Origin of the sequence: Chitinimonas koreensis (assembly GCF_014353015.1) — a bacterium.
In the GTDB taxonomy this organism is placed as follows: Bacteria; Pseudomonadota; Gammaproteobacteria; order Burkholderiales; family Chitinimonadaceae; genus Chitinimonas; species Chitinimonas koreensis.
Genome location: NZ_CP060704.1, coordinates 58,521 through 81,937 on the forward strand (window position 1 = coordinate 58,521; position 23,417 = coordinate 81,937).

General features: G+C 70.3%; 24 protein-coding genes. 14 read left to right on the plus strand and 10 right to left on the minus strand.

The features are described 5' to 3' along the window. The first annotated feature begins 3 nt into the window (after positions 1–3). The 5 genes from H9L41_RS00250 to H9L41_RS00270 all read left to right on the plus strand — a co-directional run bounded on the left by H9L41_RS00250 (position 4) and on the right by H9L41_RS00270 (position 6,309). A complete protein-coding gene (locus H9L41_RS00250; RefSeq protein WP_028447240.1) occupies positions 4–555 on the plus strand; it encodes a hypothetical protein in 552 nt (183 codons plus the stop codon). 96 nt (positions 556–651) lie between these two features. Beyond that, positions 652–1,752 (plus strand): glycine cleavage system aminomethyltransferase GcvT, encoded by a 1,101-nt coding sequence (gcvT, locus tag H9L41_RS00255; protein WP_028447239.1) that lies wholly within the window; start codon positions 652–654, stop codon positions 1,750–1,752. A 375-nt stretch (positions 1,753–2,127) separates the two neighbouring features. Then, positions 2,128–2,517, plus strand: a complete 390-nt coding sequence (gcvH, locus tag H9L41_RS00260; protein ID WP_028447238.1) for a glycine cleavage system protein GcvH — start codon at positions 2,128–2,130, stop codon at positions 2,515–2,517. Positions 2,518–2,846: 329 nt separating this feature from the next. Next, on the plus strand, positions 2,847–5,714 hold the full coding sequence (gene gcvP, locus H9L41_RS00265) for an aminomethyl-transferring glycine dehydrogenase (protein WP_028447236.1): 2,868 nt from the start codon (positions 2,847–2,849) through the stop codon (positions 5,712–5,714). Positions 5,715–5,898: 184 nt separating this feature from the next. Then, positions 5,899–6,309 (plus strand): tetratricopeptide repeat protein, encoded by a 411-nt coding sequence (locus tag H9L41_RS00270; RefSeq protein ID WP_028447235.1) that lies wholly within the window; start codon positions 5,899–5,901, stop codon positions 6,307–6,309. 185 nt (positions 6,310–6,494) lie between these two features. Here H9L41_RS00270 and H9L41_RS00275 read toward each other — a convergent pair whose 3' ends face one another. The 5 genes from H9L41_RS00275 to H9L41_RS00290 form a co-directional block, all read right to left on the minus strand. Beyond that, positions 6,495–7,151, minus strand: a complete 657-nt coding sequence (locus H9L41_RS00275; protein WP_169730221.1) for an HAD family hydrolase — start codon at positions 7,149–7,151, stop codon at positions 6,495–6,497. A 553-nt stretch (positions 7,152–7,704) separates the two neighbouring features. Next, entirely contained in the window at positions 7,705–8,601 is an 897-nt protein-coding gene (locus tag H9L41_RS00280; RefSeq protein WP_265583896.1) for a Leu/Phe/Val dehydrogenase, read from the minus strand. Next, positions 8,538–8,738 (minus strand): Glu/Leu/Phe/Val dehydrogenase, encoded by a 201-nt coding sequence (locus H9L41_RS24155; protein ID WP_265583897.1) that lies wholly within the window; start codon positions 8,736–8,738, stop codon positions 8,538–8,540. The genes H9L41_RS00280 and H9L41_RS24155 overlap by 64 nt, the downstream gene beginning before the upstream one ends. Before the next feature lie 223 nt (positions 8,739–8,961). Further along, positions 8,962–9,735: a class I SAM-dependent methyltransferase gene (locus H9L41_RS00285; protein WP_028447233.1), complete on the minus strand. Its 774-nt coding sequence runs from the start codon at positions 9,733–9,735 to the stop codon at positions 8,962–8,964. Then, the gene (locus H9L41_RS00290; protein ID WP_028447232.1) at positions 9,732–10,355 is read right to left on the minus strand and encodes a LysE family translocator; all 624 of its coding nucleotides are present in this window, start codon (positions 10,353–10,355) and stop codon (positions 9,732–9,734) included. Before H9L41_RS00290 ends, H9L41_RS00285 begins: the two co-directional genes overlap by 4 nt. 248 nt (positions 10,356–10,603) lie before the next feature. On the opposite strand from H9L41_RS00290, the gene H9L41_RS00295 reads away from it, so the two are divergent. Genes H9L41_RS00295 through H9L41_RS00305 form a run of 3 tightly spaced genes read left to right on the plus strand, consistent with a single transcriptional unit; the run spans position 10,604 to position 12,953 of the window. Then, positions 10,604–11,185: a hypothetical protein gene (locus H9L41_RS00295; RefSeq protein ID WP_028447231.1), complete on the plus strand. Its 582-nt coding sequence runs from the start codon at positions 10,604–10,606 to the stop codon at positions 11,183–11,185. Then, the gene (locus H9L41_RS00300) at positions 11,182–12,222 is read left to right on the plus strand and encodes a sensor histidine kinase (RefSeq protein ID WP_051319255.1); all 1,041 of its coding nucleotides are present in this window, start codon (positions 11,182–11,184) and stop codon (positions 12,220–12,222) included. Before H9L41_RS00295 ends, H9L41_RS00300 begins: the two co-directional genes overlap by 4 nt. Next, entirely contained in the window at positions 12,219–12,953 is a 735-nt protein-coding gene (locus H9L41_RS00305) for a LytR/AlgR family response regulator transcription factor (protein WP_028447230.1), read from the plus strand. The genes H9L41_RS00300 and H9L41_RS00305 overlap by 4 nt, the downstream gene beginning before the upstream one ends. A 95-nt stretch (positions 12,954–13,048) precedes the next feature. Here the strand turns inward: H9L41_RS00305 and grxD are convergent, their stop codons facing one another. From grxD to mgtE, 5 genes are all read right to left on the minus strand, one after another. Continuing rightward, positions 13,049–13,366, minus strand: coding sequence for a Grx4 family monothiol glutaredoxin (gene grxD, locus H9L41_RS00310; protein ID WP_028447229.1), 318 nt, complete (start codon positions 13,364–13,366; stop codon positions 13,049–13,051). A gap of 159 nt (positions 13,367–13,525) precedes the next feature. Next, complete coding sequence (locus H9L41_RS00315; RefSeq protein ID WP_084300501.1) at positions 13,526–14,089, minus strand: methylated-DNA--[protein]-cysteine S-methyltransferase; 564 nt, start codon at positions 14,087–14,089, stop codon at positions 13,526–13,528. 24 nt (positions 14,090–14,113) lie between these two features. After that, on the minus strand, positions 14,114–14,938 hold the full coding sequence (prmC, locus tag H9L41_RS00320; protein WP_034607704.1) for a peptide chain release factor N(5)-glutamine methyltransferase: 825 nt from the start codon (positions 14,936–14,938) through the stop codon (positions 14,114–14,116). After that, entirely contained in the window at positions 14,938–15,672 is a 735-nt protein-coding gene (locus tag H9L41_RS00325; protein WP_265583898.1) for an EAL domain-containing protein, read from the minus strand. Before H9L41_RS00325 ends, prmC begins: the two co-directional genes overlap by 1 nt. Positions 15,673–15,978: 306 nt before the next feature. Next, the gene (gene mgtE, locus H9L41_RS00330) at positions 15,979–17,418 is read right to left on the minus strand and encodes a magnesium transporter (protein WP_028447227.1); all 1,440 of its coding nucleotides are present in this window, start codon (positions 17,416–17,418) and stop codon (positions 15,979–15,981) included. Positions 17,419–17,724: 306 nt separating this feature from the next. Between mgtE and gshA the strand changes: the two genes are divergently transcribed. From gshA to ptsP, 6 genes are all read left to right on the plus strand, one after another. Continuing rightward, entirely contained in the window at positions 17,725–19,023 is a 1,299-nt protein-coding gene (gene gshA, locus H9L41_RS00335; RefSeq protein ID WP_028447226.1) for a glutamate--cysteine ligase, read from the plus strand. 28 nt (positions 19,024–19,051) lie between these two features. Then, positions 19,052–19,531: a DUF4399 domain-containing protein gene (locus H9L41_RS00340; protein WP_084300500.1), complete on the plus strand. Its 480-nt coding sequence runs from the start codon at positions 19,052–19,054 to the stop codon at positions 19,529–19,531. Between the two features lie 107 nt (positions 19,532–19,638). Then, the gene (gshB, locus tag H9L41_RS00345; protein ID WP_028447225.1) at positions 19,639–20,589 is read left to right on the plus strand and encodes a glutathione synthase; all 951 of its coding nucleotides are present in this window, start codon (positions 19,639–19,641) and stop codon (positions 20,587–20,589) included. A 256-nt stretch (positions 20,590–20,845) separates the two neighbouring features. After that, positions 20,846–21,262, plus strand: coding sequence for a PTS sugar transporter subunit IIA (locus tag H9L41_RS00350; RefSeq protein WP_028447224.1), 417 nt, complete (start codon positions 20,846–20,848; stop codon positions 21,260–21,262). 18 nt (positions 21,263–21,280) lie between these two features. After that, the gene (locus H9L41_RS00355; RefSeq protein ID WP_028447223.1) at positions 21,281–21,550 is read left to right on the plus strand and encodes an HPr family phosphocarrier protein; all 270 of its coding nucleotides are present in this window, start codon (positions 21,281–21,283) and stop codon (positions 21,548–21,550) included. A 31-nt stretch (positions 21,551–21,581) separates the two neighbouring features. Beyond that, positions 21,582–23,315: a phosphoenolpyruvate--protein phosphotransferase gene (gene ptsP, locus H9L41_RS00360; protein WP_028447222.1), complete on the plus strand. Its 1,734-nt coding sequence runs from the start codon at positions 21,582–21,584 to the stop codon at positions 23,313–23,315. Positions 23,316–23,417: the final 102 nt, after the last annotated feature.

Genomic DNA, 23,417 nt, shown 5'->3' on the forward strand with positions numbered 1-23,417 from the left:
TCCATGCGCCCGACCCAACGCCTCGATCATTTCCTGCCGGTGCGCTTTCGCAACGGCACGCTGGTGAAGCAGTTCTCCAAGCCCTGCGTGCGTTGCGGCCGCGTGCTGCACGCGGCCGACATGCACGGCATCGCCCGGCTGCTCGGCAGCCACCTGGCGCTGGCCGCCCAGGCCGAGTGCCCGGCCTGCCAGGCGCGCTTTCCGGTCACCTGCGTGGTCGACGACAAGAAGCGCGTGCGCCGGCTCGGCGTGCCGCACTTCCTGCTCAGCCTCTACCTGCGCCTCCTGCCCGACCATCCCGACGAGGGCGAAGCGCGCGAGGCCGCCGCAGCCCAGGCGGCGCGCGAAGAGGCGGCCGCCGTCGCCGTGGCGCCGGTGGTCGACTACCCGCGGGCCGACGTCGCGCTGGGCAGTTACCAGGGCAAGCCGATCCCGGCCCATATCGTGGTCGACGGCCGCGAGGTTCCGTTCGACCGGGTCGAGCCCGGGGGCCGCGTGGCGCCCGGCGAATACCTGCTCGACGGCTGTTTCGTATATAAGAGCCTGCCCCGTTAGCGATCCGATCCGCAGGTCGCGCCGGCGCAGCACCCGATCCGCACCCCACTGGCCGGGCTTACCCACCCGGCAGCCGATTCTCACGAGGAAGACAACATGGCAAACCGCACTCCGCTCTTTGATGCCCACCTGGCCGCCAACGGCAAGATCGTCGATTTCGCCGGCTGGGAGATGCCGATCAACTACGGTTCGCAGATCAAGGAGCATGAGGCGGTGCGCACCGACGCCGGCATGTTCGACGTCTCGCACATGACCGCCGTCGACGTGCGCGGCGAGCGGGCCACCGCCTTCTTCCAGAAGCTGATCGCCAACGACGTGGCCAAGCTCGGCTTCGAAGGCAAGGCGCTGTACTCGGGCATGCTCAACGAGGCCGGCGGCGTGATCGACGACCTGATCGTCTACCGCACCAGCTGGGGCTACCGCGTGGTGGTCAATGCCGGGACCACCGACAAGGACCTGGCCTGGATGGGCAAGCTGGCCGCCGAATTCGGCGTGACGCTGACGCCGCGCCGCGACCTGGCCATGATCGCCGTCCAGGGGCCGAACGCCATTGCCAAGGCCAAGGCCGCGCGGCCTGAGGCGGCCGAGCTGATCGACGGCCTCGGCGTGTTCGTCGGCCTTCCGCAGGGCGAATGGTTCTTCGCCCGCACCGGCTACACCGGCGAGGACGGCCTGGAAATCACCATGCCGGCCGCCGAGGCGATCCCGTTCTGGAACGCGCTGATCGCTGCCGGCGTGGTGCCGGCCGGCCTCGGCGCGCGCGACACGCTGCGGCTCGAAGCCGGCATGAACCTGTACGGCAACGAGATGGACGACGGCGTCTCGCCGCTGGCCGCCGGCATGGCCTGGACCATCGCCTGGGAACCGGCCGACCGCGACTTCGTCGGCCGCAGCGTGGTCGAGGCCGAACGCGCCGAGCGCGCCGCCGGCAGCACGACGCGGCTGAAGCAGGTCGGCCTGGTCTACGAAGGCAAGGGCGTGCTGCGCGGCCATATGCGCGTGGCGACGGCGGCCGGCGACGGCGAGATCACCTCGGGCACCTTCTCGCCCACGCTGCAGGTTTCGATCGCCATGGCGCGCGTGCCGCTGGCGGTCAAGGTCGGCGACGCGGTCGAGGTCGACGTGCGCGGCACGCTGCAGCCGGCCCGCGTGGTGAAGATGCCGTTCGTGCGCAACGGCAAGAAGGTCTACGAGTAAGGCGCCGAGGCCGTCTGCAAGGGCGGCCTTTTTTCGCCGCGGAGGACGCCGGAGGCGCAAAAAGTACATCGTGGCGTCGCTCGCCCCGGCCTTGGCGCCGGATGGCCGGGCGCACGGCGTTGCCGGCGTGTCTTGTGCAATTCCCCGCGTCCCCGGCGTCGTCCGCGGCACAATCCCGGCCGCGCAACCGCCGACGGGCGCGGCGGGTTTTCCCGACTGTCCCGGTCACCGTGCGGCCGTTATCGTTATCCGAAACGCAAGTGTCTGTACCCGCAGCAGGAGCGGCTACGGATTTGATAGAATCCGCGCCAGCCAACCCGGCCCAGGCCGACCCATAACTAGGCGTGACCCGCGCCCCCACCACGGAAGCGACCCATGAGCACCAATATCCCCAGCGATCTGAAGTACGTTGCCAGCCACGAATGGCTGCGCGCCGAAGCCGACGGCGTCGTGACCGTGGGCATCACCGACCACGCCCAGAGCCTGCTGGGCGACGTGGTCTACGTCGAAGTGCCGTCGGTCGGCGATGTGCTGGCGGTCGACGCCGGTGCCGGCGTGGTCGAATCGGTGAAGTCGGCTTCCGACGTCTACGCCCCGATCGCCGGCGAGATCGTCGCCGTGAACGAAGCGCTGGCCGACACGCCCGACCTGGTCAACAGCGACCCGTACGGCGAAGGCTGGTTCTTCAAGATCCGCCCGGCCAATGCCGCGGACCTCGACGGCCTGATGGACGCCGAGGCGTACGCCAAGGAAATCGGTGCCTGAACATTGATCGCCATCGGTGATGGAGCTGCATGCAGTCCAGGCCCCCGGCGAGGCCGGGCGCTTCGGGGGCGGTGAGCGATCGGCGGATCTTTCGCCGATCGAATCCGCTCCCCCCGCCCTCGCCGCCCCCGGGGTCCCCGCGAAGTCGGAGACTCGTGGGGTGGTCCTGAGGGAGCTTCGCTACCGCTCGTGCATGGCTGCTGCTGCGGCCGTAGCCCATCCTATAGCCGAGTACATACTCACCGGTCGCCACAAGCGGCCGGTTTGCCATTCTCTTCTGTGATCGCCGCGCCGGCCCCTCGGCGCGGCAAAACGACAAGGGTCATACCGTGACGCCGCTTCTCTCCCTCGAAAACCACAACGAATTCATCCACCGCCATATCGGCCCGGATGAGGCCGAGATCGCCAGCATGCTGGAGACGGTCGGTTCCGCCTCGCTCGACGCGCTGGTGGAAGACACGCTGCCGGCGGCCATTCTCGGCGGCACGCCCTGCGGCCTGCCGGACGCGGTGACGGAAGAAGCGGCGCTGGCCGAGATCCGCGCCATCGCCTCGAAGAACGTGATCGCGCGTTCCTTCATCGGCATGGGCTACCACGAGACCATCACGCCCAAGGTGATCCTGCGCAACGTGATGGAAAACCCCGGCTGGTACACCGCCTACACGCCCTACCAGGCCGAGATCAGCCAGGGCCGGCTGCAATGCCTGCTCAACTTCCAGCAACTGGTGCTGGACCTGACCGGCCTCGAGCTCGCCAACGCCTCGCTGCTCGACGAAGCGACCGCCGCCGCCGAGGCGATGGCCATGGCCCGCCGCGTGTCCAAGTCCAAGTCCAACCGCTTCTTCGTCGACCGCGACGCGCTGCCGCAGACCATCGACGTGATGAAGACCCGCGCCCGCGCCTTCGGCTGGGAGCTGATCTACGGCACCGCCGCCGAAGCGAAGGACCACGAAGTGTTCGGCGCGCTGTTCCAGTACCCGAACGTCAACGGCGAGATCGCCGACCTCGAGTCCGCCATCGCCGCGATCAAGGCCATGGGCGGCCTGACCGCGCTGGCGACCGACCCGATGGCGCTGGTGCTCTTGAAGTCGCCGGCCGCGCTCGGCGCCGACATCGCGCTCGGCTCGGCCCAGCGCTTCGGCGTGCCGATGGGCTTCGGCGGCCCGCACGCCGCCTTCTTCGCCACCAAGGACGAGTACAAGCGCTCGGTGCCGGGCCGCATCATCGGCGTGTCGGTCGACTCGGCCGGCAATCCGGCGCTGCGCATGGCGCTGCAGACGCGCGAACAGCACATCCGCCGCGAGAAGGCCAACTCCAACATCTGCACCTCGCAGGTGCTGCTGGCCAACATGGCCTCGCTGTACGCCGTCTACCACGGCCCGGCCGGCCTCAAGCGCATCGCCGACCGCATCCACCGCCTGACCGCGATCTTCGCCGAAGGCCTCAAGCGCGTCGGCGTGACGGTGCAGACCCGCCACTTCTTCGACACCGTGGTGGTCGACCTCGGCGCCAAGGCGCATGCCGCCTTCGAAGCCGCCCAGGCCGCCGGCTACAACCTGCGCCACGTCTCGTCGAGCCAGCTCGGCGTGAGCTTCGGCGAGCGCGCCAGCCGCGCCGACGTCAAGGCGCTGTGGACCGCGCTGGTCGGCGAAGCGGCCAAGGGCCTCGACGTCGAACTGCTCGACCAGGAACGCGTGGCCGCCCTGCCGGCCGCCGCGCTGCGCACCGACGCGATCCTGACCCACCCGGTGTTCAACGCCCACCACACCGAGACCGAGATGCTGCGCTTCATGAAGAAGCTGCAGAACAAGGACCTGGCGCTCGACCACGCCATGATCTCGCTCGGCTCCTGCACCATGAAGCTGAACGCCACCGCCGAGATGATCCCGGTGACCTGGCCCGAGTTCGGCGACATCCACCCGTTCGCGCCGGCCACCCAGACCCGCGGCTACCTCGAGCTGGTCGAGGGTCTGAGCGAGCAGCTCAAGGCCATCACCGGCTTCGACGAGATCTGCATGCAGCCGAACTCCGGCGCGCAGGGCGAATACGCCGGCCTCTTGGCGATCCGCCGCTATCACGAGGCGCGCGGCGAAGGCCACCGCACTATCTGCCTGATCCCGCAGTCGGCTCACGGCACCAACCCGGCCACCGCCCAGATGATGTCGATGCAGGTGGTGGTGGTCGCCTGCGACGACAACGGCAACGTCAACGTCGAGGACCTGAAGGCCAAGGCCGAGCAGCATTCCAAGAACCTGGCCTGCCTGATGATCACCTACCCGTCGACCCACGGCGTGTTCGAGGAGGCGATCCGCGAGATCTGCGACACCATCCACCGCCACGGCGGCCAGGTCTACATGGACGGCGCCAACCTCAACGCGCTGGTGGCGCTGGTGAAGCCGGCCGAGATCGGCGCCGACGTCAGCCACATGAACCTGCACAAGACCTTCTGCATCCCGCACGGCGGCGGCGGCCCCGGCATGGGCCCGATCGGCCTGAAGGCCCACCTGGCGCCCTACATGGCCAACCACGTGGTGGCGCCGATCGACGGCCCGCACCGCGGCCAGACCGCCGTCTCGGCGGCGCCGTTCGGCTCGGCCTCGATCCTGCCGATCTCGTGGATGTACATCCGCATGATGGGCGGCAACGGCCTGAAGAAGGCGACCCAGGCCGCCCTGCTGAACGCCAACTACATGGCCAAGAAGCTGGCCGAGCACTACCCGATCCTCTACACCGGCAAGAACGGCCGCGTCGCCCACGAGTGCATCGTCGACCTGCGTCCGCTCAAGGCCGCCAGCGGCGTCACCGAGGTCGACATCGCCAAGCGCCTGATGGACTACGGCTTCCACGCCCCGACCATGAGCTTCCCGGTGCCCGGCACCTTCATGGTCGAGCCGACCGAATCCGAATCGCAGGCCGAGCTCGACCGCTTCATCGAAGCGATGATCTCGATCCGCATGGAGATCGACATGGTGCAGCAGGGCGAATGGCCGGCCGAAAACAACCCGCTGCGCAACGCGCCGCACACCCAGTACGCGGTGATCGGCGAGTGGGAACGTCCGTACGGCCGCGAAGTGGCGGCCTACCCGCTGGCCTGGGTGCGCGACAACAAGTTCTGGCCGAGCGTGGGCCGCATCGACGATGCCTACGGCGACCGCAACGTGGTGTGTTCCTGCCCGAGCATCGACGCCTACAAGTAAGCGGCGCGCCGGGCGGTCGCCGCATGGCGGCCGCCCGCAGCCTGCATGATCGAGGAGAACCCACTGCCTGGCGGTGGGTTCTTTCATATACGCTTTAGGCGCGGCCGACGTTCATGCCGAACGCGCGCCGACATTTCCACCTGACCGGCATCGACCGGACGGAGCCCGAGGAGAGGACGCCACCATGACCACCCTGCCCGCCATCCTGCAAGAACCCATCCAGGCCCTGCTCGACGACGGCGACAAGCTGTTCGACAAGGGCAAGTTCGACGCTGCGCTGGCCAAGTACCAGGAGGCGCAGGCGCTGCTGCCGTCCGACCTGGAGCGCTGGGAAGCCAGTACCTGGGTGCTGGCCGCGGTCGGCGACGCGCGCTTCCAGCTCGGCGAATTCGACGCGGCGCAGCCGGCCTTCGCCCAGGCGGTGCGCTGCCCCGAGGGCGCCGACAATCCCTTCATCCTGCTGCGGCTGGGCCAGTGCGAGCTGGAGCTCGGCCGCGACGAGTCGGCGCGCGACGCGCTGGCGCGGGCCTTCGCCGGCGGCGGCGACGAGCTGTTCGAAGACGAAGACCCGAAGTACCGCGCGCTGCTGGCCTGAAGCGGGCCGTCGCGCCGGCGGCATCCCCGGCTGGACGGCGCCGTTCACCGCGGAGGACGCCGAGGACGCGGAGACGAGCGACGGACCGTCCCGTCAACGCAACGAGCCCTGCCTATTCGGCAGGGCTTCGTTTTTTCCGCGTCCTCGGCGTCCTCTGCGGTAAAAGGGTCGGTCCCGGCCGCGCCTCAGCGCACGCCGAGGTGATCGAGCCAGTGGTCGTAGTCGCTGGCCGACCAGTGTGCGCCGGCCGAGCGGGCGGCGGCCGGCGACAGGCCGGTCAGCATGGCCGCCACGCGGCAGCCGGCGGCGATGCCGGCCGCGATGCCGAGCGCCGAATCCTCGTGCACCAGCGCCGACGACGGCGCCACGCCGAGCCGCGTGCAGGCGGCCAGGAAGGGATCGGGATGCGGCTTGCCGCGCGGCACGTCCTCGGCGCCGAGCACCAGGTCGAATTCATCCTCGAGCGCGAGTTCGGCCAGCGTGAATTCGATGTTGATCCACGGCGCATTGGTGACCAGCGCGACCGGGATGCCGCGCTCGGCCAGCCAGCGCCGGTAGCGCGCGAAGCCGGCCAGCGGCGCCAGCTTGCCGCGCGCCAGCGCATGGAAGCGCCGTTCCTTGTCGTCGTGCAGGCGCTGCGCCTCCTCGCCCTGCACGTCGCGGCCGAGCACGGCGCGCACCACGTCGAGCGTGCGGCCCGGCACCAGGCGCGGATCGCCTGGCGCGACGCCGCTGCCGGTATGGGCGCGGGCGAATTCGTCCCAGGCCGCGTCGTGCAGCGGCGTGGTGTCGGTGATGGTGCCGTCCATGTCGAACAGCACGGCTTGGAAGGGAAAGTCCACGGCGGGGATCTCGATATGCATTGCAGGCATTCTTGCGAGTAGTCCCGGACCCGACAACTACGAGCCTCGTGGATTTGAATCCGTTCTGTGCGGCTTTGAGCTTCGGCGCGGCGCCCGGCAAAGCCGGACGTTCAAGAGCAGTGGAATACTGAACTACCGGCTCTGGCCTGTTCCATCCCGACTTCCCCCGCCCTCGCCGCCGCGAGGGGCCTCGCTGACGCTCGTCAGCGTCTATTTCAATCCTCAGCGCAGACTGATTCGGCGCCGCCGTTTTTGTAGGAGCGGCTTTAGCCGCGAATAGCTGGAGTACATGCGGCCATTCGCGGCTAAAGACGCTCCTACACAACCCGCCGACATGAGCGTAGCGATATGTCTAGCTGCAGGATCAACGAAGAGCGAACGAGCGCCAGCGAAGCCCCCTCGCGGCGGCGAGGGCGGGGGAGTCGGGTTGAATCAGGGAAGCGCGCCCTGGTTCAGCCGTCACAAATGACAAGCGCCCGGCTTTGCCGGGCGCCCGCACTACCGCTCGATACCACTCGGCGGTCAGTTCAGATCATGCGCGCTTGAATCGGGCCTCGGCGACGCGGTCGGCCACCACGCTGGTCGGCAGGCCTTCGCTGTCGGCACGCGCGAACACCTCGGCCAGCGTCTCGCCGATGCGGCGCACATGGGCCTCGACTTCGCTTTCCGGCTTCTTCAGGTGCTCGTAGCAGACCTTGATGATGCCGCCGGCGTTGATGACGAAATCGGGTGCGTAGAGGATGCCCTTCCGGCGCAGCGCTTCGCCGATGTCGGCGGTGGCGAGCTGGTTGTTGGCGCCGCCGGCGACGATCTTGACCTTGAGGCGGTCGAGCGTGGTCGGGTTCAGCGTGGCGCCGAGCGCGCACGGCGCATAGATGTCGGCCTGCACGTCGTAGATCGAATCGACCGGCACGATTTCGGCGCCGAGTTCGGCACGGGCGCGCTCGAGGCGGGCCGGGTCGATGTCGGCCACCACCAGGCGGGCGCCGGCTTCGCGCAGGCGGCGGGCGTAGTCGTAACCGACGTTGCCCAGGCCCTGCAGGGCGACGATCAGGCCGTCGAACGAGTCGCGCTTGAGGTGGTGGCGCACGGCGGCCTGGGCGCCGACGAAGCAGCCCAGCGCGGTGAACGGCGACGGATCGCCGGTCTCGCCGAGGCCGGCGACGTGGCGGGTGCGGCGGGCGACGTGGGCCATGTCGTCGGTGTTGGTGCCGACGTCCTCGGCCGTCACGTAGCGGCCGCCGAGGCGCTCGAGCGCCTCGCCCAGCGCCTCGAACAGCGCCGGGGTCTTGTCGGTCTTGGAATTGCCGATGATCACGCTCTTGCCGCCGCCGATCGGCAGGCCGGCCACGGCGTTCTTGTAGGTCATGCCGCGCGACAGGCGCAGCACGTCGGTGATCGCTTCGCCTTCGCTGGCGTAGTTCCACATGCGGCAGCCGCCCATGGCGGGCCGAGATTGGTGTTGTGGACGGCGAGGATGGCCTTGAGGCCGGACTTGGGTTCGGAGACGAACACCACTTGTTCGTGGGCGTCGAAATTCGGTTCGTTGAAGACGAAGGCGGTCATGCTTTTGGCTCCGCGCGGCGTCGGTCCACGCAGCCCGGTAGGGTGGCGCGGCGGCGTTCCGCAATGGGTCTGGTTGGTCTGGGTCTACTGGTATTTCGGTGCGTCCGCGGCGCGATGGCCCCGTCGAACGGCGCGGCCGGCGATTGTGTCGCCGGCCGACGCGCATCGTAATGCCTTCGCCGCCGTGGGAACAGTGCGGCAAGCCCCTTACGGCCGCCGCCGGTCAGTCCAGCCGACGGGCGCGATAAGCCAGCGTGCGGTAAGGGAAGCGCACCTCGGCCCGGCCTGCCAAGGCCGGGTGGCCGGCGACCAGCGCGCGCAGCCGCTCCGCCACCCGCTCGCGCTCGGCATCGGGCAGCGCGGCGATGAAGCTGACCGACAGCACGCGGTCGACCACCACCTGCTCGGCCGGACCGGCATGCACGTAGTCGAAGGCGGTCTCGGCCAGCGGGCCGAAGCCCTCGGCCGGGAACACGCTGCGCCAGGCGCCGCTGTGGAAGCGCGGCGTGTCGCCCTCGTAGGGCGTCATCAGCTCGGTCAGCGCGGCCACCCAGTCGACCGATTCGTCGCGCACGTTCCACACCAGCAGCAGCTCGCCGCCGGGCTTCAGCACCCGGCGGATCTCGGCCAGCGCAGGCGGCGTGGCGAACCAGTGGAAGGCCTGGGCGCAGGCGACCAGGTCGCAGCTCGCATCGGCCAGCGGGATCGCCTCGGCGGTGCCGGCCTGCACGTCGACCTGCGGCAGGCGCGCCGCCAGCTGCGCGCGCATCGCCTCGACCGGCTCGACCGCGACCACCGTGGCGCCGCTGGCGGCCAGCAATCCACTGAACTTGCCGGTCCCGGCGCCGAGATCGAGCACCCGGCGGCCGGCGCCGAGGCCGATTTCGTCGCGCAGCCAGCCGGCCAGCGCCTGCGGATAGTCGGGCCGGCCGCGCGCATAGGCGGCGGCCTGGCTGCCGAAACCGTCGGCGGCGGCGTGGTGGATGCCGGCGCTCATCGCTTGAACGCCCCGAGCAGCAGGCCGGCGCCGACGAAGGCGCCGCCCGAGGCGCGGTTGAACCAGCGCATGCGGCCGCCCTGGCGCAGCCAGACCGCCAGCTTGGCGCCGCCGCCGGCATAGACGCACATCCAGCCGGTCTCGATCAGCACGAAGCTCAGCAGCAGCAGGCTGGCCTGGCCGGCCATCGGCTTGCCCGGGTCGAGGAACTGCGGGAAGAAGGCCACCCCGAACAGGATCGCCTTGGGGTTGGACAGCGCGACCAGGATGCCGATGCGGAAGCGCGCCCAGGCGTCGTCGGCGTCGGGCCGGCCGTTGGTCTCGAGCGCGCTGTCGGCGGCGCGCCAGGTCTTGATGCCGAGGTAGATCAGGTAGGCGGCGCCCAGGTACTTGATCACCTCGAACGCATGGCTCGACGCCAGCAGCACGGCGCCCAGGCCGCCGAGCGAGATCGACAGGATCACCGCCAACCCGGCCAAGAGGCCCAGCATGGTGCTGCCGAAGGTCTTGCCCAGGCCGTGGTGGATGCCGTGGGTCATCGCCAGCAGCATGTTGGGGCCGGGCGTGCCGGAGATCACGAACACGGCGGCGAGATAGGCGAGCCAGATTTGCAGGGTCATGGCGGGATTCCTGGGCGGGGACGGAGGCTCGATCATACTGCGCAGCCCGGCCGCCGCGATCCGGGTTGTCCCGCGGTGCCGCTCCGGGTCGTCCGATGGTGCCGTTCCGGGTCGTTCCATAGTGCCGTTCCGGCAAAGCGGCCGGTTTGTCGTATGCTTCGCGGCACCCGTCGCGCCCGCCCTGCCGCATGCCTTTCCGCCCCCTTATGGTCCGTTCCGTGTTCCTCGCCCACCACGGAGACCTGACCATGCATCTCAAAGCCCTGCTCGCCTGTGCCGCCGTCGCGGCCGCCGTCAATCTGCCGCTCGGCGCCGCCGAGCAGCCCGGCACGCCGCCGGGCTGGACCGTCTCGGCCACGGTCGGCAAGCAGTACGAAGTCGGCTACGACCCGAAGGAAGGCGCCGTCTACCTGCGCTCGGTCGGCGATCCGGGCGACGCGGTGGGGGCGCTGAGCCAGTCGATCGACCCGGCGGCCTACCGCCACAAGAACCTGATGTTGTCGGCCGAGGTCAAGGTCGATCCGGAACCGGGCCGGGTCGAGCTGTTCCTGCGCGCCTCCGGCGGCCCCGACACCCATTCCGGCGCCTCGTGGAACACGCCGAAGGAATGGGCGCCGATCACGGTGCAGATGGGCGACGGCGTGACCGACGCCACCACCGCGCTGGACTACGGCCTGGCCATCCAGGGCCGCGGCCGGGTGTGGATCCGCAACGTGCAGCTCACCGTGCTGCCCGATACCGCCCGGCAGGCCCACAACGTGCCGCTGCACCTGAAGCTGCCGGCGGAGCCGATCGTGCCGCGGCCGGTCAACCTCGGATTGCGGCCGTGACCGGGACCCTCGCATACGACCATCCGATGGCGCCGTTCAACCTGCGCGCCGCCATCTTGGCGCTGGGCTGGGCGCTGCTGGCGCTGGCCGGCTGGAGCGCCTGGCGCAGCGGCTTCAGCGCCGACCTGGCCGGCCTGCTGGCCGGCCATGCGCTGGCGGTGGGCCTGCTGGAGCCGACCCGGCGCTGGCAGCGCGCGGGCCTGGCGATCGCGACGGCGGTCGGCGTGCTGGCGCTGTCGACCTGGCTCGGCGGCGCGCTGGCCCACGCCTTGCGCGTCGCCGCCGACGCCGGCCCGCGGCCCTGGCGGCTGCCGGACGCGGTGCCGATGGCGGTGCTGTGGCCGCTGCTGCTGCCCGGCATCGTGCGGCGCTGGCTGGCCTGGCGCGAGCAGCGCACGCTGGCGGAGCAGGCCGAGCGGCACGCGGTCGAACGCACCCTGCTCGAAGCGCGGCTGGCCGCGCTGCAGGGCCAGATCGAGCCGCATTTCCTGTTCAACACGCTGGCCAATGTGCAATACCTGCTGCGCCACGACGCCGCGCTGGCCGACCGCATGCTGGAACGCCTCAACGCCTACCTGCGCGCCACCCTGCCCGAGCTGCGCCAGGCCGAGGCCACGCTGGGGCAGGAGCTGGCCCGGGTCGAGGCCTACCTCGACATCATGCGCATCCGCATGGGCGAGCGGCTGCGCTATGCCATCGACAGCCCGGCCGGGCTGGCCGATGCGCTGCTGCCGCCGCTGGCGTTGGCGACGCTGGTCGAGAACGCGCTCAAGCACGGCCTCGAGCCCAAGCGCGGCGACGGCCGCATCGACATCGTGGCCTGGCGCGACGGCGCGCGGCTGCGGGTGGCGGTCGAGGACGACGGCGTCGGCTTCAGCGAAAGCGGCGGCGGCCACGGCATCGGCCTGCGCAACCTGCGCGAGCGGCTGGCGGCGCTGTTCGGCGCCGAGGCCGGCCTGCTGCTGGCGGCGCGGCCCGATGGCGGCGTGCGTGCCGAATTGAACCTGCCGCTGCGCCGTAGAGAGGGGGCGGCATGAACGCCACCGCGCTGATCGCCGAGGACGAACCGCTGCTGCGCGAGCAATTGCGCGAGGCGCTGGCGGCGCAATGGCCGGCGCTGCGGGTGGTGGCCGAGGCGGCCGACGGGGTGGCGGCGCTGGCCGCGCTGGTCGAGCACCGGCCCGACGTGGCCTTCCTCGACATCCGCATGCCCGGCGCCAGCGGGCTGGAGGTGGCGCGCGCCGCCTCGGGCCGCTGCCACGTGGTGTTCCTGACCGCCTACGACGAATACGCGCTGGCCGCCTTCGACGCCGGCGCGGTCGACTACCTGCTCAAGCCGCTCGATCCGGCGCGGCTGGCGCGCGCGCTCGAACGGCTGCGCCAGCGCCTGGCCAGCCCGCCGGCCGATCTGCGCGGCCTGCTCGATCGGCTGACCCCGGCCGAGCCGGCGCGGCTGCGCTGGATCCATGCCGCCAGCGGCCTGCAGATGCGCATCGTGGCGGTGGACGAGGTGGCGGCCTTCGTCGCCGAAGCCAAGTACACCCGGCTGCTCGGCGTGGGCTTCGACGCCCATATCCGCAAGACCATCAAGGAGCTGGCCGGCGGGCTCGACCCGGCGCGCTTCTGCCAGGTCAGCCGCGGCGCGGTGGTCAACATCGGCCGCATCGAGCGGGTGGAGCGCGACGGCGGCGGCGGCATGCGGCTGTGGGTGGCCGGCACCGCGCTGACGGTGAGCCAGCCCTACCAGGCGCAGTTCCGCCAGATGTAGCGGCTCGCCGTCGGCCCGCCGGAATGCACAAGGCCCGGCATCGAGCCGGGCCTTGTCGGGTGCCGCTGCCTGGGCCGGACGGGCCGGCCGCGGGATCAGCCCTGCACGCCTTCGAGCATCTTCTGCAGTTCGCCGTTCTGGTACAGCTCGCTCATGATGTCCGAGCCGCCGACGAACTCGCCCTTGACGTAGAGCTGCGGGATGGTCGGCCAGTTGGCGAATTCCTTGATGCCCTGGCGCACTTCGTCGTCGGCCAGCACGTTGACCGCCTTGTACTGGTCGACGCCGCAGGCCTTGAGGATGCTCGCGGCCTTGGCCGAGAAGCCGCATTGCGGGAAGGTCGGCGTGCCCTTCATGAAGAGCACCACCGGGTTCTCGGTGACGGTTTGGCGGATTTTTTCCTGGATGTCCATGACGCTTTCCTCGCTGGCCGTCGCAGTACGGCCGGTTGGCAGTCCGAGCGATGGTTCGGACTCGGTAGATGCGGATTCGACCAATAGTCGAGCAATTCGGTCGGGAATTTTACGCGGCGGCCCGGCCGGCCGGCAAGCCGGCTCGGCGGTGCGGCCGGCTCAATCGAACAGGCCGAGGCTGCTGCCGGCCGGCGGCCGGTGGCGGCGCTCGAAGGCCAGCAGCGCCTGCTTGCGCGGCAGGCCGCCGGCGTAGCCGGTCAGCGAGCCGTCGCCGCCGATCACGCGGTGGCAGGGCACGATCAGCGCGATCGGGTTGGTCGCGTTGGCGCGGCCGACCGCGCGCGCCGCGCCGGGCTGGCCGAGCGCAGCGGCCAGCTCGCCGTAGCTGACGGTCTCGCCATAGGGGATCTGCACCAGCTGGGCCCACACCGCATGCTGGAACGGCGTGCCTTCGGGCGCCAGCGGCAACTCGAACTGGCGGCGTTCGCCGGCCAGGTATTGCGCCAGCTGATGGATCACCTCGGCCAGCGCCGCCGGCGCATGGCGTGCGCCGGCGGCACGCGCCTCGTCCTCGGCGGCGGCGCCGAAGCTCAGGCTCAACAGGCCGTTCTGCCCGTCGGCGACCGCGACCATGCGGCCGAACGGCGAGTCGAGCGCATCCCAGGTCGCCGCGCGGCGGGCGAGCGAACGGGCGGGCAGCGGCTGGGCGTCGTCGAATTCCATCTTGCCGGTCCGCCGTGGACGGCCTCAGCCGAGCCGGCCGCCGCTGACCCGTTCGATGCCGGCCAGGTCCTGCCAGCTCTGTACCGCGGCGAAGCCGGCCGCGGCGAGCAGCGCGCGGCAGTCGGCGGCCTGGTCGTAGCCGTGCTCGAACAGCAGCCAGCCGCCCGGCGCCAGGTGCTCGCCGGCGCCGGCCACGATGCGGCGCAGGTGGGCCAGGCCGTCGGCCTCGTCGGTCAGCGCGCCGCGCGGCTCGAAGCGCAGGTCGCCCTGTTCGAGATGGACGTCGCCAGCGGCGATGTAGGGCGGGTTGGAGACGATCAGCTCGAAGCGCTCGCCGGCCACCGCCGAATACCAGTCGCTCGCCAGCAGGCGAACGGCGGCGCCGTGGCGCGCGGCGTTGCGGCCGGCCACTGCCAGCGCGGCCTCGGAGCGGTCGACCGCGGTCATGGCCAGCAGCGGGCGGTGCCTGGCCAGCGCCACCGCGATCGCGCCCGAGCCGGTGCCGAGATCGAGCGCGCGGCACGGCGCGTCGGCCGGCAGCCGTTCGAGCGCCAGTTCGACCAGCAGCTCGGTTTCCGGCCGCGGGATCAGCACGTTGGCGTCGACCTCGAATTCGAGGCTGAAGAATTCGCGCGAGCCGAGCAGGTAGGCGACCGGCTCGCCGGCCACGCGGCGCTGCGCCAGGTCCTGGAAGCGCGCGGCCGGCGCGTCGTCGAGCGCGGTCTCGGGCCAGGCGGCCTGGCGGGTGCGGTCGAGGCCGCTGACGTGCTCGAGCAGCATGCGCGCCTCGAGCACCGGCAGGCCCAGCCCGCGCGCCCAGGCCAGCAGCTGCTGGACGGTGGCCGCCATCAGAACGCCTGCCAGGCCGGCCGGGCCGCCAGCGAGACCGACTTGAACTGGCGGCGGTAGAGGAAGCCCTGCACGCAGTCGACTTCGAGCGTGCGCGCCAGCGCCAGGTCTTCCTCGCGCTCGATGCCCTCGAGGATCACGCGGCAACTGCATTCGTGGGCGAAGCCGATCAGGTGGCGCAGCGCGGCGCGGCCCTTGACGTCGCGTGCGCGGGCCAGCCAGGAGCGGTCGAACTTGAACCAGTCGACCGTCATCATCACGTCGAGCGACACCATGGAATTGGGCGCGCCGATGTCGTCGAGCGCCAGCCGCACGCCGCGCGCGGTGAAGGCCTGCGCCAGCAGCTGCGACAGGTGGGCGTCGGAGACGTCGGAATTCTCGATGATCTCGACCACCAGGTCCGGGTGGCTGCCGAGCAGCTCCAGCAGCGGATCCTCGGCCTCGCCGACGGTCACGCCGTAGGCATCGGGATCGAGGTTGACGAACAGCGGGCCGGCCGGCGCATAGGCAAGTTGCAGCCGCTTCATGTCGTACTCGACCTGGTAGAGGCTCAAGGGGCTGGCGTGCAGCGCGTCGAAGATCGGCTTGGGCGCCAGCGGCTGGCCGTCGGCGGTGTAGAAGCGCGCCAGCGCCTCGTGGCCGATGGCCTGGCCGCTGGCGAGCTCGATGATGGGCTGGTATTCGACGCCGTAGCGCTGATGGCGCAGCAGGTCGAGCAGCAGGGCGGCCGGCACGCGGCTGGGGCGGCGTGCACCGAGCGGTCGGAGATCGGGGAGAACATGGTAGGAATATTACACGATGGCCTTCGGCCGCCGGACGCGATCGGTGGCCGGATGCGGCAACGCCGCGAGTATCCACCGCAGCTCGATGCAGATGCGACGAGCGTCAGCGAGGCTCCCTCTGGCCCAACCCGCGAAGTCTGAGACTTCGTGGGGGCCTGGTGGCGGCGAGGGCGGGGGAGTCGGGATGGGACAGACTTGCCACGAGGTCGATGACTCACGACCAGGCAATCCCCGGCACCGCAGGTCAATGTCCCACGCTCAGAGCAAGAACACCGTGGCGAGGCCGAGGAAGATGAAGAAGCCCATGCTGTCGGTCGCCGCGGTCAGGAATACCGAGGAGCCGTAGGCCGGGTCGCGGCCGAGCTTTTCCATGGTCAGCGGCACCACGATGCCGACCAGCGCGGCGATCTGCAGGTTGAGCACCATGGCGGCCGTCATCACGATGCCGAGGTGGGCGTCGTGGTAGAGCAGCCAGGCGATCACGCCGAGCACGCCGCCCCACACCACGCCGTTGAGCAGCGCGATCGCGTGCTCCTTCAGCACCAGCCGGCGCGCGTTGGCGCTGTTGACCTGGCCCAGCGCCAGGCCGCGCACCACCAGCGTCACGGTCTGGGTGCCGGTATTGCCGCCGATGCCGGAGACGATCGGCATCAGCGCCGCCAGCGCGACCAGCTGGGCTATGGTGTGCTCGAAGGCGCCGATCACCCGGCTGGCGATGAAGGCGGTGCCGATGTTCACCGCCAGCCAGGGCCAGCGGTTGCGCGCCGACTGCCAGACCGAGCTGAACAGGTCTTCGTCTTCCTTCAGGCCGCCCAGGCTCAGCACTTCGGCCTCGCTCTCCTCGCGGATCACGTCGACCATCATGTCCACCGTCAGCCGGCCGATCACCTTGTGGGTCGAGTCGACCACCGGCGCCGACACCAGGTCGTAGCGCTCGAAGGCCTGGGCCGCCTCGCTGGCGTCCTCGTCGGCGCGGAACATCACCACGTCGTGCGACATCACTTCGGCGACTTCGCGCTCGGGATCGCTGACCAGGAGCTTCTTGATGCTGAGCACGCCCTTGAGGCGCTGGTCGTTGTCGACCACGAACAGCTTGTCGGTATGGTGCGGCAGCTCGTCGAAGCGGCGCAGGTAGCGCAGCACCACCTCGAGCGTGACGTCGTCGCGGATGCTGACCATGTCGAAGTCCATCAGCGCGCCGACCTGGCCCTCGGCATAGGACAGCGCCGACTGCAGCTCGGCCCGTTCCTCTTCCTCGAGCGAGCCCATCAGCTCGCTCATCACGTCCTGCGGCAGGTCGGGCGCGAGGTCGGCCAGCTCGTCGGCGTCGAGGTGCTCGGCGGCGGCCAGGATCTCGTCCCGGTTCATGTCGGCCAGCAGCGTCTCGCGCACCGAGTCCGACACTTCCAGCAGCACCTCGCCCTCGGTCTCGCCGGGCACCAGGCCCCAGACCGTCATGCGGTCCTCGAGCGGCAACGATTCGAGGATGAAGGCGATGTCGGCCGGGTGCAGCAGGGCCAGCTTGTGCTCGAGCTCGACTAGGTTCTGCTTGTGCACCAGCGATTCGACCAGCTCGTGGCGCGGCATGTCCTGCTTGTGCACCAGGTTCTCGACCAGCTTGTGCCGCTGCAGGATGCGGACCACCTGCTGCAGGCTGTCCTGCAGGCTTTCCTTGGGCTTGGGGGCGGGAGCGGTCATGCCGGAACCTCGGTGAGGCGGCGCCCGCACGGGCGCGATCGGGGTGGGGCCGGAAGGCGGCGCGAGTTTAGCATGCGGCCCTGCTTGAAACTGTGCGCGCCAACCCGATCTAAGCTGGATGTATCCGGGCAGCCGGCATGCGCGGCGCCGGCCGGCAAGCTGGCGGAAACGCCAGGTCGGAACGTTGGCGGCGGCGCGGCATGTGCATGCAACATAGCGGTCCGATCATCGGCCCGGCGCGTGGGTCGCCGCGGCGAGCACGATCTCGATATCGATTAGCAGTAGCCAACCAAAACAGGTAACGCCATGAACGTACCCCGCCTTGCCACGGCCCTGACCGGGCCGCTGCTCGACCTCGAGCGCAAGATCCTGGCCGCCCAGTGCGACATCGAAGCCTGGTTCCGCAGCCAGTGGCTGGATCACGCTCCCCCCTTCTACGGCTCGGTCGATCTGCGCAACTCCGGCTTCAAGCTGGCGCCGGTCGACATGAACCTGTTTCCGGGCGGCTTCAACAACCTCAATCCCGATTTCACCCCGCTGTGCGTGCAGGCGGTGCAGAGCGCGCTGGAGAAGGTCTGTCCCGATGCGCGGCGCCTGCTGCTGATCCCCGAGAACCACACCCGCAACCAGTTCTACCTGCAGAACGTGGCCGCGCTGCAGCGCGTGCTCAAGCTGGCCGGCCTCAACGTGCGGCTCGGCTCGCTCAATCCCGAGATCACCGCGCCGACCGCCTTCGCGCTGCCCAACGGCACCTCGCTGACGCTCGAGCCGCTCAAGCGCACCGGCCGCCGCGTCGGCCTCGACGGCTTCGACCCCTGCGTGGTGCTGCTCAACAACGACCTGTCGGCCGGCGTGCCGCCGATCCTCGAAGGCATCGACCAGAACCTGCTGCCGCCGCTGCACGTGGGCTGGCACCGCCGCCGCAAGACCAACCACTTCGGCCAGTACGACGTGGTCGCGGCCGAGTTCGCCGACCTGCTGGCGATCGACCCGTGGTACATCAACCCCTACTTCGGCCAGGTCGACCGGCTCGACTTCCAGACCCGCGAGGGCGAGGAGCGGCTGGCCGCCGAGGTCGAGCGCATCCTGGCGCTGACAGCGGCCAAGTACCGCGAGCTCGGCATCGACGCCGCGCCCTACGCCATCGTCAAGGCCGACGCCGGCACCTACGGCATGGGCGTGATGAGCGTGAAGTCGCCCGACGACGTGCTGGGCCTCAACCGCAAGCAGCGCAACAAGATGGCGGTGGTGAAGGAAGGCCTGGAAGTCAGCGACGTGATCGTGCAGGAAGGCGTGCCGACCTTCGAGACGCTGGGCGAGGCGGTGGCCGAGCCGGTGGTCTACATGATGGACCGCTACGTGGTCGGCGGCTTCTACCGCGTCCACACCGGCCGCGGCGCCGACGAGAACCTCAACGCGCCCGGCATGCACTTCGAGCCGCTGTACTTCGACACCCCGCTGTCGACGCCCGATTGCGACGGCAGCCCGGACTGCGCGCCGAACCGCTTCTATGCCTACGGCGTGGTGGCGCGGCTGGCGCTCCTGGCCGCCTCGCGCGAGATCGAGGCGACCGAGCCGCAGTACGACGCCGCGCTGGCGGTCTGACCCGCCGCCCCATCGACAGGAGCCCGCCATGCCCTCTCCCCGCCTCGTCTTCGCCGCGCTGCTGGCCGCGGCCTCGTTCGTCCAGGCTACCCCGGCGCCCGGCGACGGCGCGCCGGCCAATGCGCGCGTCCATTTCATCGGCATCAAGGACGGCGACGTGCTGCCGCCGACCGTCACGCTGCGCTTCGGCGTCGAGGGCATGAAGGTGCGCAGCGCGGCCGAGGATCCGTTCGACCGCAGCAGCGGCCACCACCACCTGCTGATCGACCTGCCGGCCGTGCCCAAGGGCCAGGTGATCCCGTTTGACGAGCGCCACGTCCACTACGGCAAGGGCCAGACCGAGGCCACCGTCACGCTGGCGCCCGGCCCGCACACGCTGACGCTGCAGTTCGCCGACGGCGCGCACGGCTCCTACGGCCCGCAGCTGTCGGCCAGCGTGCGAGTGACGGTGGAGGCGGCCAAGCCGGCCGAGACCGACAAGAAACCGGCCAAGGCCGGCGCCAAGTAGCACGGCGGGGCCGCGCCGGCCCCGCTTCAATCCGTCGGCGGGCTCCGCCGGGTCGCGGCCGCGATCCGGCGCCGCCGCCGTGCCGACCGATCCACCGGGAATCCACCATGCGCATCGCCTTCTTCGCCGACCCGCTCGACCGGTTCAAGACCTACAAGGACAGCACCTACGCCATGATGCGCGAGGCCGCCCGCCGCGGCCACGCGATCCACGCCTTCGAGCAGCGCCACCTGAGGGTGAGCGAGGGCCGCGTGCTGGCCGACGCGCGCCGCATCGCGCTGACCGGCGACGCCCACGACTGGTACCGCGCCGAGCCGGCCGAGGCCACGGCGCTGGCCGACTTCGACGCGGTCGTCATGCGCAAGGATCCGCCGTTCGACAGCGAATACCTGTACGCCACCCACCTGCTCGAGCACGCCGAGCGCCAGGGCGCGCGGGTGTTCAACCGGCCGCAGGCGCTGCGCGACTACAACGAGAAGCTGGCGATCCTGCGCTTCGCCGACTACACCACGCCGACGCTGGTCAGCAGCCAGCCGGCCGACATCCGCGCCTTCCTGGCCGAGCAGCGCGACGTGATCCTCAAGCCGCTCGACGGCATGGGCGGCATGGGCATCTTCCGGCTCAAGCCCGACGATCCCAACCTCGGTTCGATCCTCGAGAGCCAGACCCGCGACGGCACCGTCACGCTGATGGCGCAGCGCTACCTGCCCGAGATCCTCGACGGCGACAAGCGCGTGCTGGTGATCGGCGGCAAGCCGGTCGACTGGTGCCTGGCGCGCATCCCGATGGCCGGCGAGACCCGCGGCAACCTGGCCGCCGGCGGCACCGGCGTGGCGCGGCCGCTGAGCGCGCGCGACCGCGAGATCGCCGAGGCGCTCGGCCCGACCTTCGTGCGCGACGGCCTCTTGCTGGTCGGGCTCGACGTGATCGGCGACTGCCTGACCGAGGTCAACGTCACCAGCCCGACCTGCTTCCAGGAGATCAGCGCGCAGTCGGGCATCGACGTCGCGGCGCTGTTCGTCGATGCGCTCGAGGCGGCGGTCGGGGCGGCGGCCTGAGTCCGGCGTCGCTGCGGTGGCCTTGGACTGCCGGGCGTTGCTCCGCCTGTCCGGCCGCCGCCGCGCTGGATCGGCAGGCGATGTCCGGCTGAGCGGCCGTGCGGTGGGCACAAGCGCTTTGGTCCGAACCGGCCGGTTTCTGCCGCCGCCGCGGAATTTCGCCCGCCGGAGCCGGTCGGACGAATTTACCGCATCGCAGCAGACGGGCGCGCGGCGCTGCTAGAATCGGCTCCAACGCGTTTCCCTGAGTCTCGACATGGTTGGAATCCTGCTGGTCACGCACTACGGCCTCGGCGAAAGCCTGGCCGAATGCGCCGCTCACGTGCTCGGCCGAGCGCTGCCGCAATTGCGCTACCTGCCCGTCTACCGTACCGACGATCCCGACGTGGTGCTGGAGCGGGCCCGCACGCTGGTGCGCGAGATCGACACCGGCCGCGGCGTGCTGGTGCTGTCGGACATCTACGGCGGGACGCCGTCCAACGTCGCCTACCGGCTGATCCAGCCGGGCCGCGTCGAAGCGGTGGCCGGGGTCAACCTGCCGATGCTGGTGCGCTCGCTCAACTACGGCCACGAGCCGCTGGACGTGGTGGTGAGCAAGGCCGTCACCGGCGGGCTCGAGGGCGTGATGTACATGCTGCCGCCGACCACCCGCCAAGGGCCCGGCCAAGAATAGAAGACCACCGAGAACACCATGGCGCAGAAAGAAGTCGAAATCATCAACAAGCTGGGCCTGCATGCGCGGGCCTCGAGCAAGCTGACGCAACTGGCCAGCCGCTTCAAATGCGAAGTCTGGCTCGCCCGCAACGGCAAACGGGTCAACGCCAAGAGCATCATGGGGGTGATGATGCTGGCGGCCGCGCGCGGCAGCCGCGTGACCATCGAAACCATCGGCGAGGACGAGGAGGCCGCGATGGCGGCCCTGACCGAGCTGATCGCCAACCGCTTCGACGAATCGGAATAGACGCCTCGTCGCGCGCAAGGTCGGAGGAGCCATGACCATCACCCTGCACGGCATCGGCATCGGCGGCGGCATCGCCATCGGGCGCGCGCACCTGGTGAGCCATACCGATCTCGAGGTCGCCCACTACGAGATCACCCAGGCCGAGGTGGCCGGCGAGATCGCCCGCTTCGACCAGGCGGTGCGCGCCACCCGCAAGGAACTCGAGCAGCTGTGGGGGAGCATCCCGGAGAACGCGCCGACCGAGCTCGGCGCCTTCCTCAGCCTGCACGTGATGCTGCTCAACGACCACACCATCAGCCGCGAGCCGCGCGACATCATCGTCGAGCGCCGCTGCAACGCCGAATGGGCGCTCAAGCTGCAGCAGGATCGCCTGCTCGAGCAGTTCGACGTGATCGAGGAGGAATACCTGCGCGAGCGGCGCAACGACGTGATCCAGGTGGTCGACCGGCTGTTCAAGGCGCTCGACGGCCACGACGGCGAGCACTACGTGCCGCCCGAGGACAGCAAGGAGCGCGTGCTGATCGCGCACGACCTGAGCCCGGCCGACATGGCGCTGTTCAAGGGCGCTGACTTCGCCGCCTTCCTCACCGACGTCGGCGGGCCGACCTCGCATACCGCGATCCTGGCGCGCAGCCTCGACATTCCCTCGGTCCTAGCGCTGCACCATGCGCGCCAGCTGATCCGCGAGGACGAGACCATCATCGTCGACGGCACCGCCGGCGTCGCCATCATCGACCCGAGCGAGACCATCCTCGCCGAGTACCGCAAGCGCCAGACCGGCCTCGCGGCCGAGCGCAAGAAGCTGCAGAGCATCAAGCGCACCGCCGCCGCCACCCGCGATGGCGTCGCAATCGAGCTGCACGCCAATATCGAGACGCCCGGCGACGTGGCCCAGGCGCTGGGCAACGGCGCCACCGGGGTCGGCCTCTACCGTTCCGAATTCCTGTTCCTCGGCCGCGACGACCTGCCCGACGAGGAAGAGCAGTACCGCGCCTACCGGTCGGTGCTCGAAGGCATGAAGGGCGCGCCGGTCACCATCCGCACGGTCGACCTGGGCCGCGACAAGATGCCCAAGTGGGCCGACGAGGAGGCCGTCTCGGCGCCCAACCCGGCGCTGGGCCTGACCGGCGTGCGGCTGTGCCTGGCCGAGCCGCAGCTGTTCCGCACCCAGCTGCGTGCGCTGCTGCGTGCCGGCCGCCACGGCAAGCTCAAGCTGCTGGTGCCGATGCTGGCGAGCCTGGCCGAGGTCAAGCAGGTGCGGCTCCACGTGGAACAGGCGCGCGAGGAACTGCGCGAGGACGGCATCGAGTTCGCCGACGACGTCGAGGTCGGCGGCATGATCGAGGTGCCCGGCGCCGCGCTGACGGTCAGCCACCTGCTCGGCAAGCTCGATTTCGTCTCGATCGGCACCAACGACCTGATCCAGTACACGCTGGCGGTCGATCGCGGCGACGACGCGGTCAGCCACCTGTACGACCCCTTCCACCCGGCCGTGCTGCACCTGATCGGCCACGTGATCCGCACGGCCGACCGCGCCGGCGTGCCGGTGTCGGTCTGCGGCGAGATGGCCGGCGACGCGCGCATGACGCGGCTGTTGCTGGCGCTGGGCTTGCGCCGCTTCTCGATGCACCCGGCGCAGCTGCTCAACGTCAAGCAGATCGTGCTCAAGAGCGACCTGAGCAAGCTGGCGCCGCTGGCGCGCGAGATCGAGCAGGCGCCGGACGCCGACCGCGTGCGCGAGATCCTGGCCAGCCTCGACGGCTAGGTTCGCGCCGATGCACACCTAGGTTTCCGGCCCGGCGCCGATCGTCTAGCGTAGGAGCGGCTGCAGCCGCGAATGGCCGTCGATCATCGGCCCCATTCGCGG

Coding starts and splice junctions, on each gene's coding strand:
- mgtE (WP_028447227.1), bottom strand. CDS start 17,418: ATGACCGCTCCCGCCCCCAAGCCCAAGGAAAGCCTGCAGGACAGCCTG.
- H9L41_RS00350 (WP_028447224.1), top strand. CDS start 20,846: ATGGTTGGAATCCTGCTGGTCACGCACTACGGCCTCGGCGAAAGCCTG.
- grxD (WP_028447229.1), bottom strand. CDS start 13,366: ATGGACATCCAGGAAAAAATCCGCCAAACCGTCACCGAGAACCCGGTG.
- gshB (WP_028447225.1), top strand. CDS start 19,639: ATGCGCATCGCCTTCTTCGCCGACCCGCTCGACCGGTTCAAGACCTAC.
- ptsP (WP_028447222.1), top strand. CDS start 21,582: ATGACCATCACCCTGCACGGCATCGGCATCGGCGGCGGCATCGCCATC.
- H9L41_RS00270 (WP_028447235.1), top strand. CDS start 5,899: ATGACCACCCTGCCCGCCATCCTGCAAGAACCCATCCAGGCCCTGCTC.
- prmC (WP_034607704.1), bottom strand. CDS start 14,938: ATGGCGGCCACCGTCCAGCAGCTGCTGGCCTGGGCGCGCGGGCTGGGC.
- H9L41_RS00315 (WP_084300501.1), bottom strand. CDS start 14,089: ATGGAATTCGACGACGCCCAGCCGCTGCCCGCCCGTTCGCTCGCCCGC.
- H9L41_RS00355 (WP_028447223.1), top strand. CDS start 21,281: ATGGCGCAGAAAGAAGTCGAAATCATCAACAAGCTGGGCCTGCATGCG.
- H9L41_RS00285 (WP_028447233.1), bottom strand. CDS start 9,735: ATGAGCGCCGGCATCCACCACGCCGCCGCCGACGGTTTCGGCAGCCAG.
- H9L41_RS00250 (WP_028447240.1), top strand. CDS start 4: ATGCGCCCGACCCAACGCCTCGATCATTTCCTGCCGGTGCGCTTTCGC.
- gcvH (WP_028447238.1), top strand. CDS start 2,128: ATGAGCACCAATATCCCCAGCGATCTGAAGTACGTTGCCAGCCACGAA.
- H9L41_RS00305 (WP_028447230.1), top strand. CDS start 12,219: ATGAACGCCACCGCGCTGATCGCCGAGGACGAACCGCTGCTGCGCGAG.
- gcvT (WP_028447239.1), top strand. CDS start 652: ATGGCAAACCGCACTCCGCTCTTTGATGCCCACCTGGCCGCCAACGGC.
- H9L41_RS00295 (WP_028447231.1), top strand. CDS start 10,604: ATGCATCTCAAAGCCCTGCTCGCCTGTGCCGCCGTCGCGGCCGCCGTC.
- H9L41_RS00280 (WP_265583896.1), bottom strand. CDS start 8,601: ATGTGGAACTACGCCAGCGAAGGCGAAGCGATCACCGACGTGCTGCGC.
- gshA (WP_028447226.1), top strand. CDS start 17,725: ATGAACGTACCCCGCCTTGCCACGGCCCTGACCGGGCCGCTGCTCGAC.
- H9L41_RS24155 (WP_265583897.1), bottom strand. CDS start 8,738: ATGACCGCCTTCGTCTTCAACGAACCGAATTTCGACGCCCACGAACAA.
- H9L41_RS00290 (WP_028447232.1), bottom strand. CDS start 10,355: ATGACCCTGCAAATCTGGCTCGCCTATCTCGCCGCCGTGTTCGTGATC.
- H9L41_RS00340 (WP_084300500.1), top strand. CDS start 19,052: ATGCCCTCTCCCCGCCTCGTCTTCGCCGCGCTGCTGGCCGCGGCCTCG.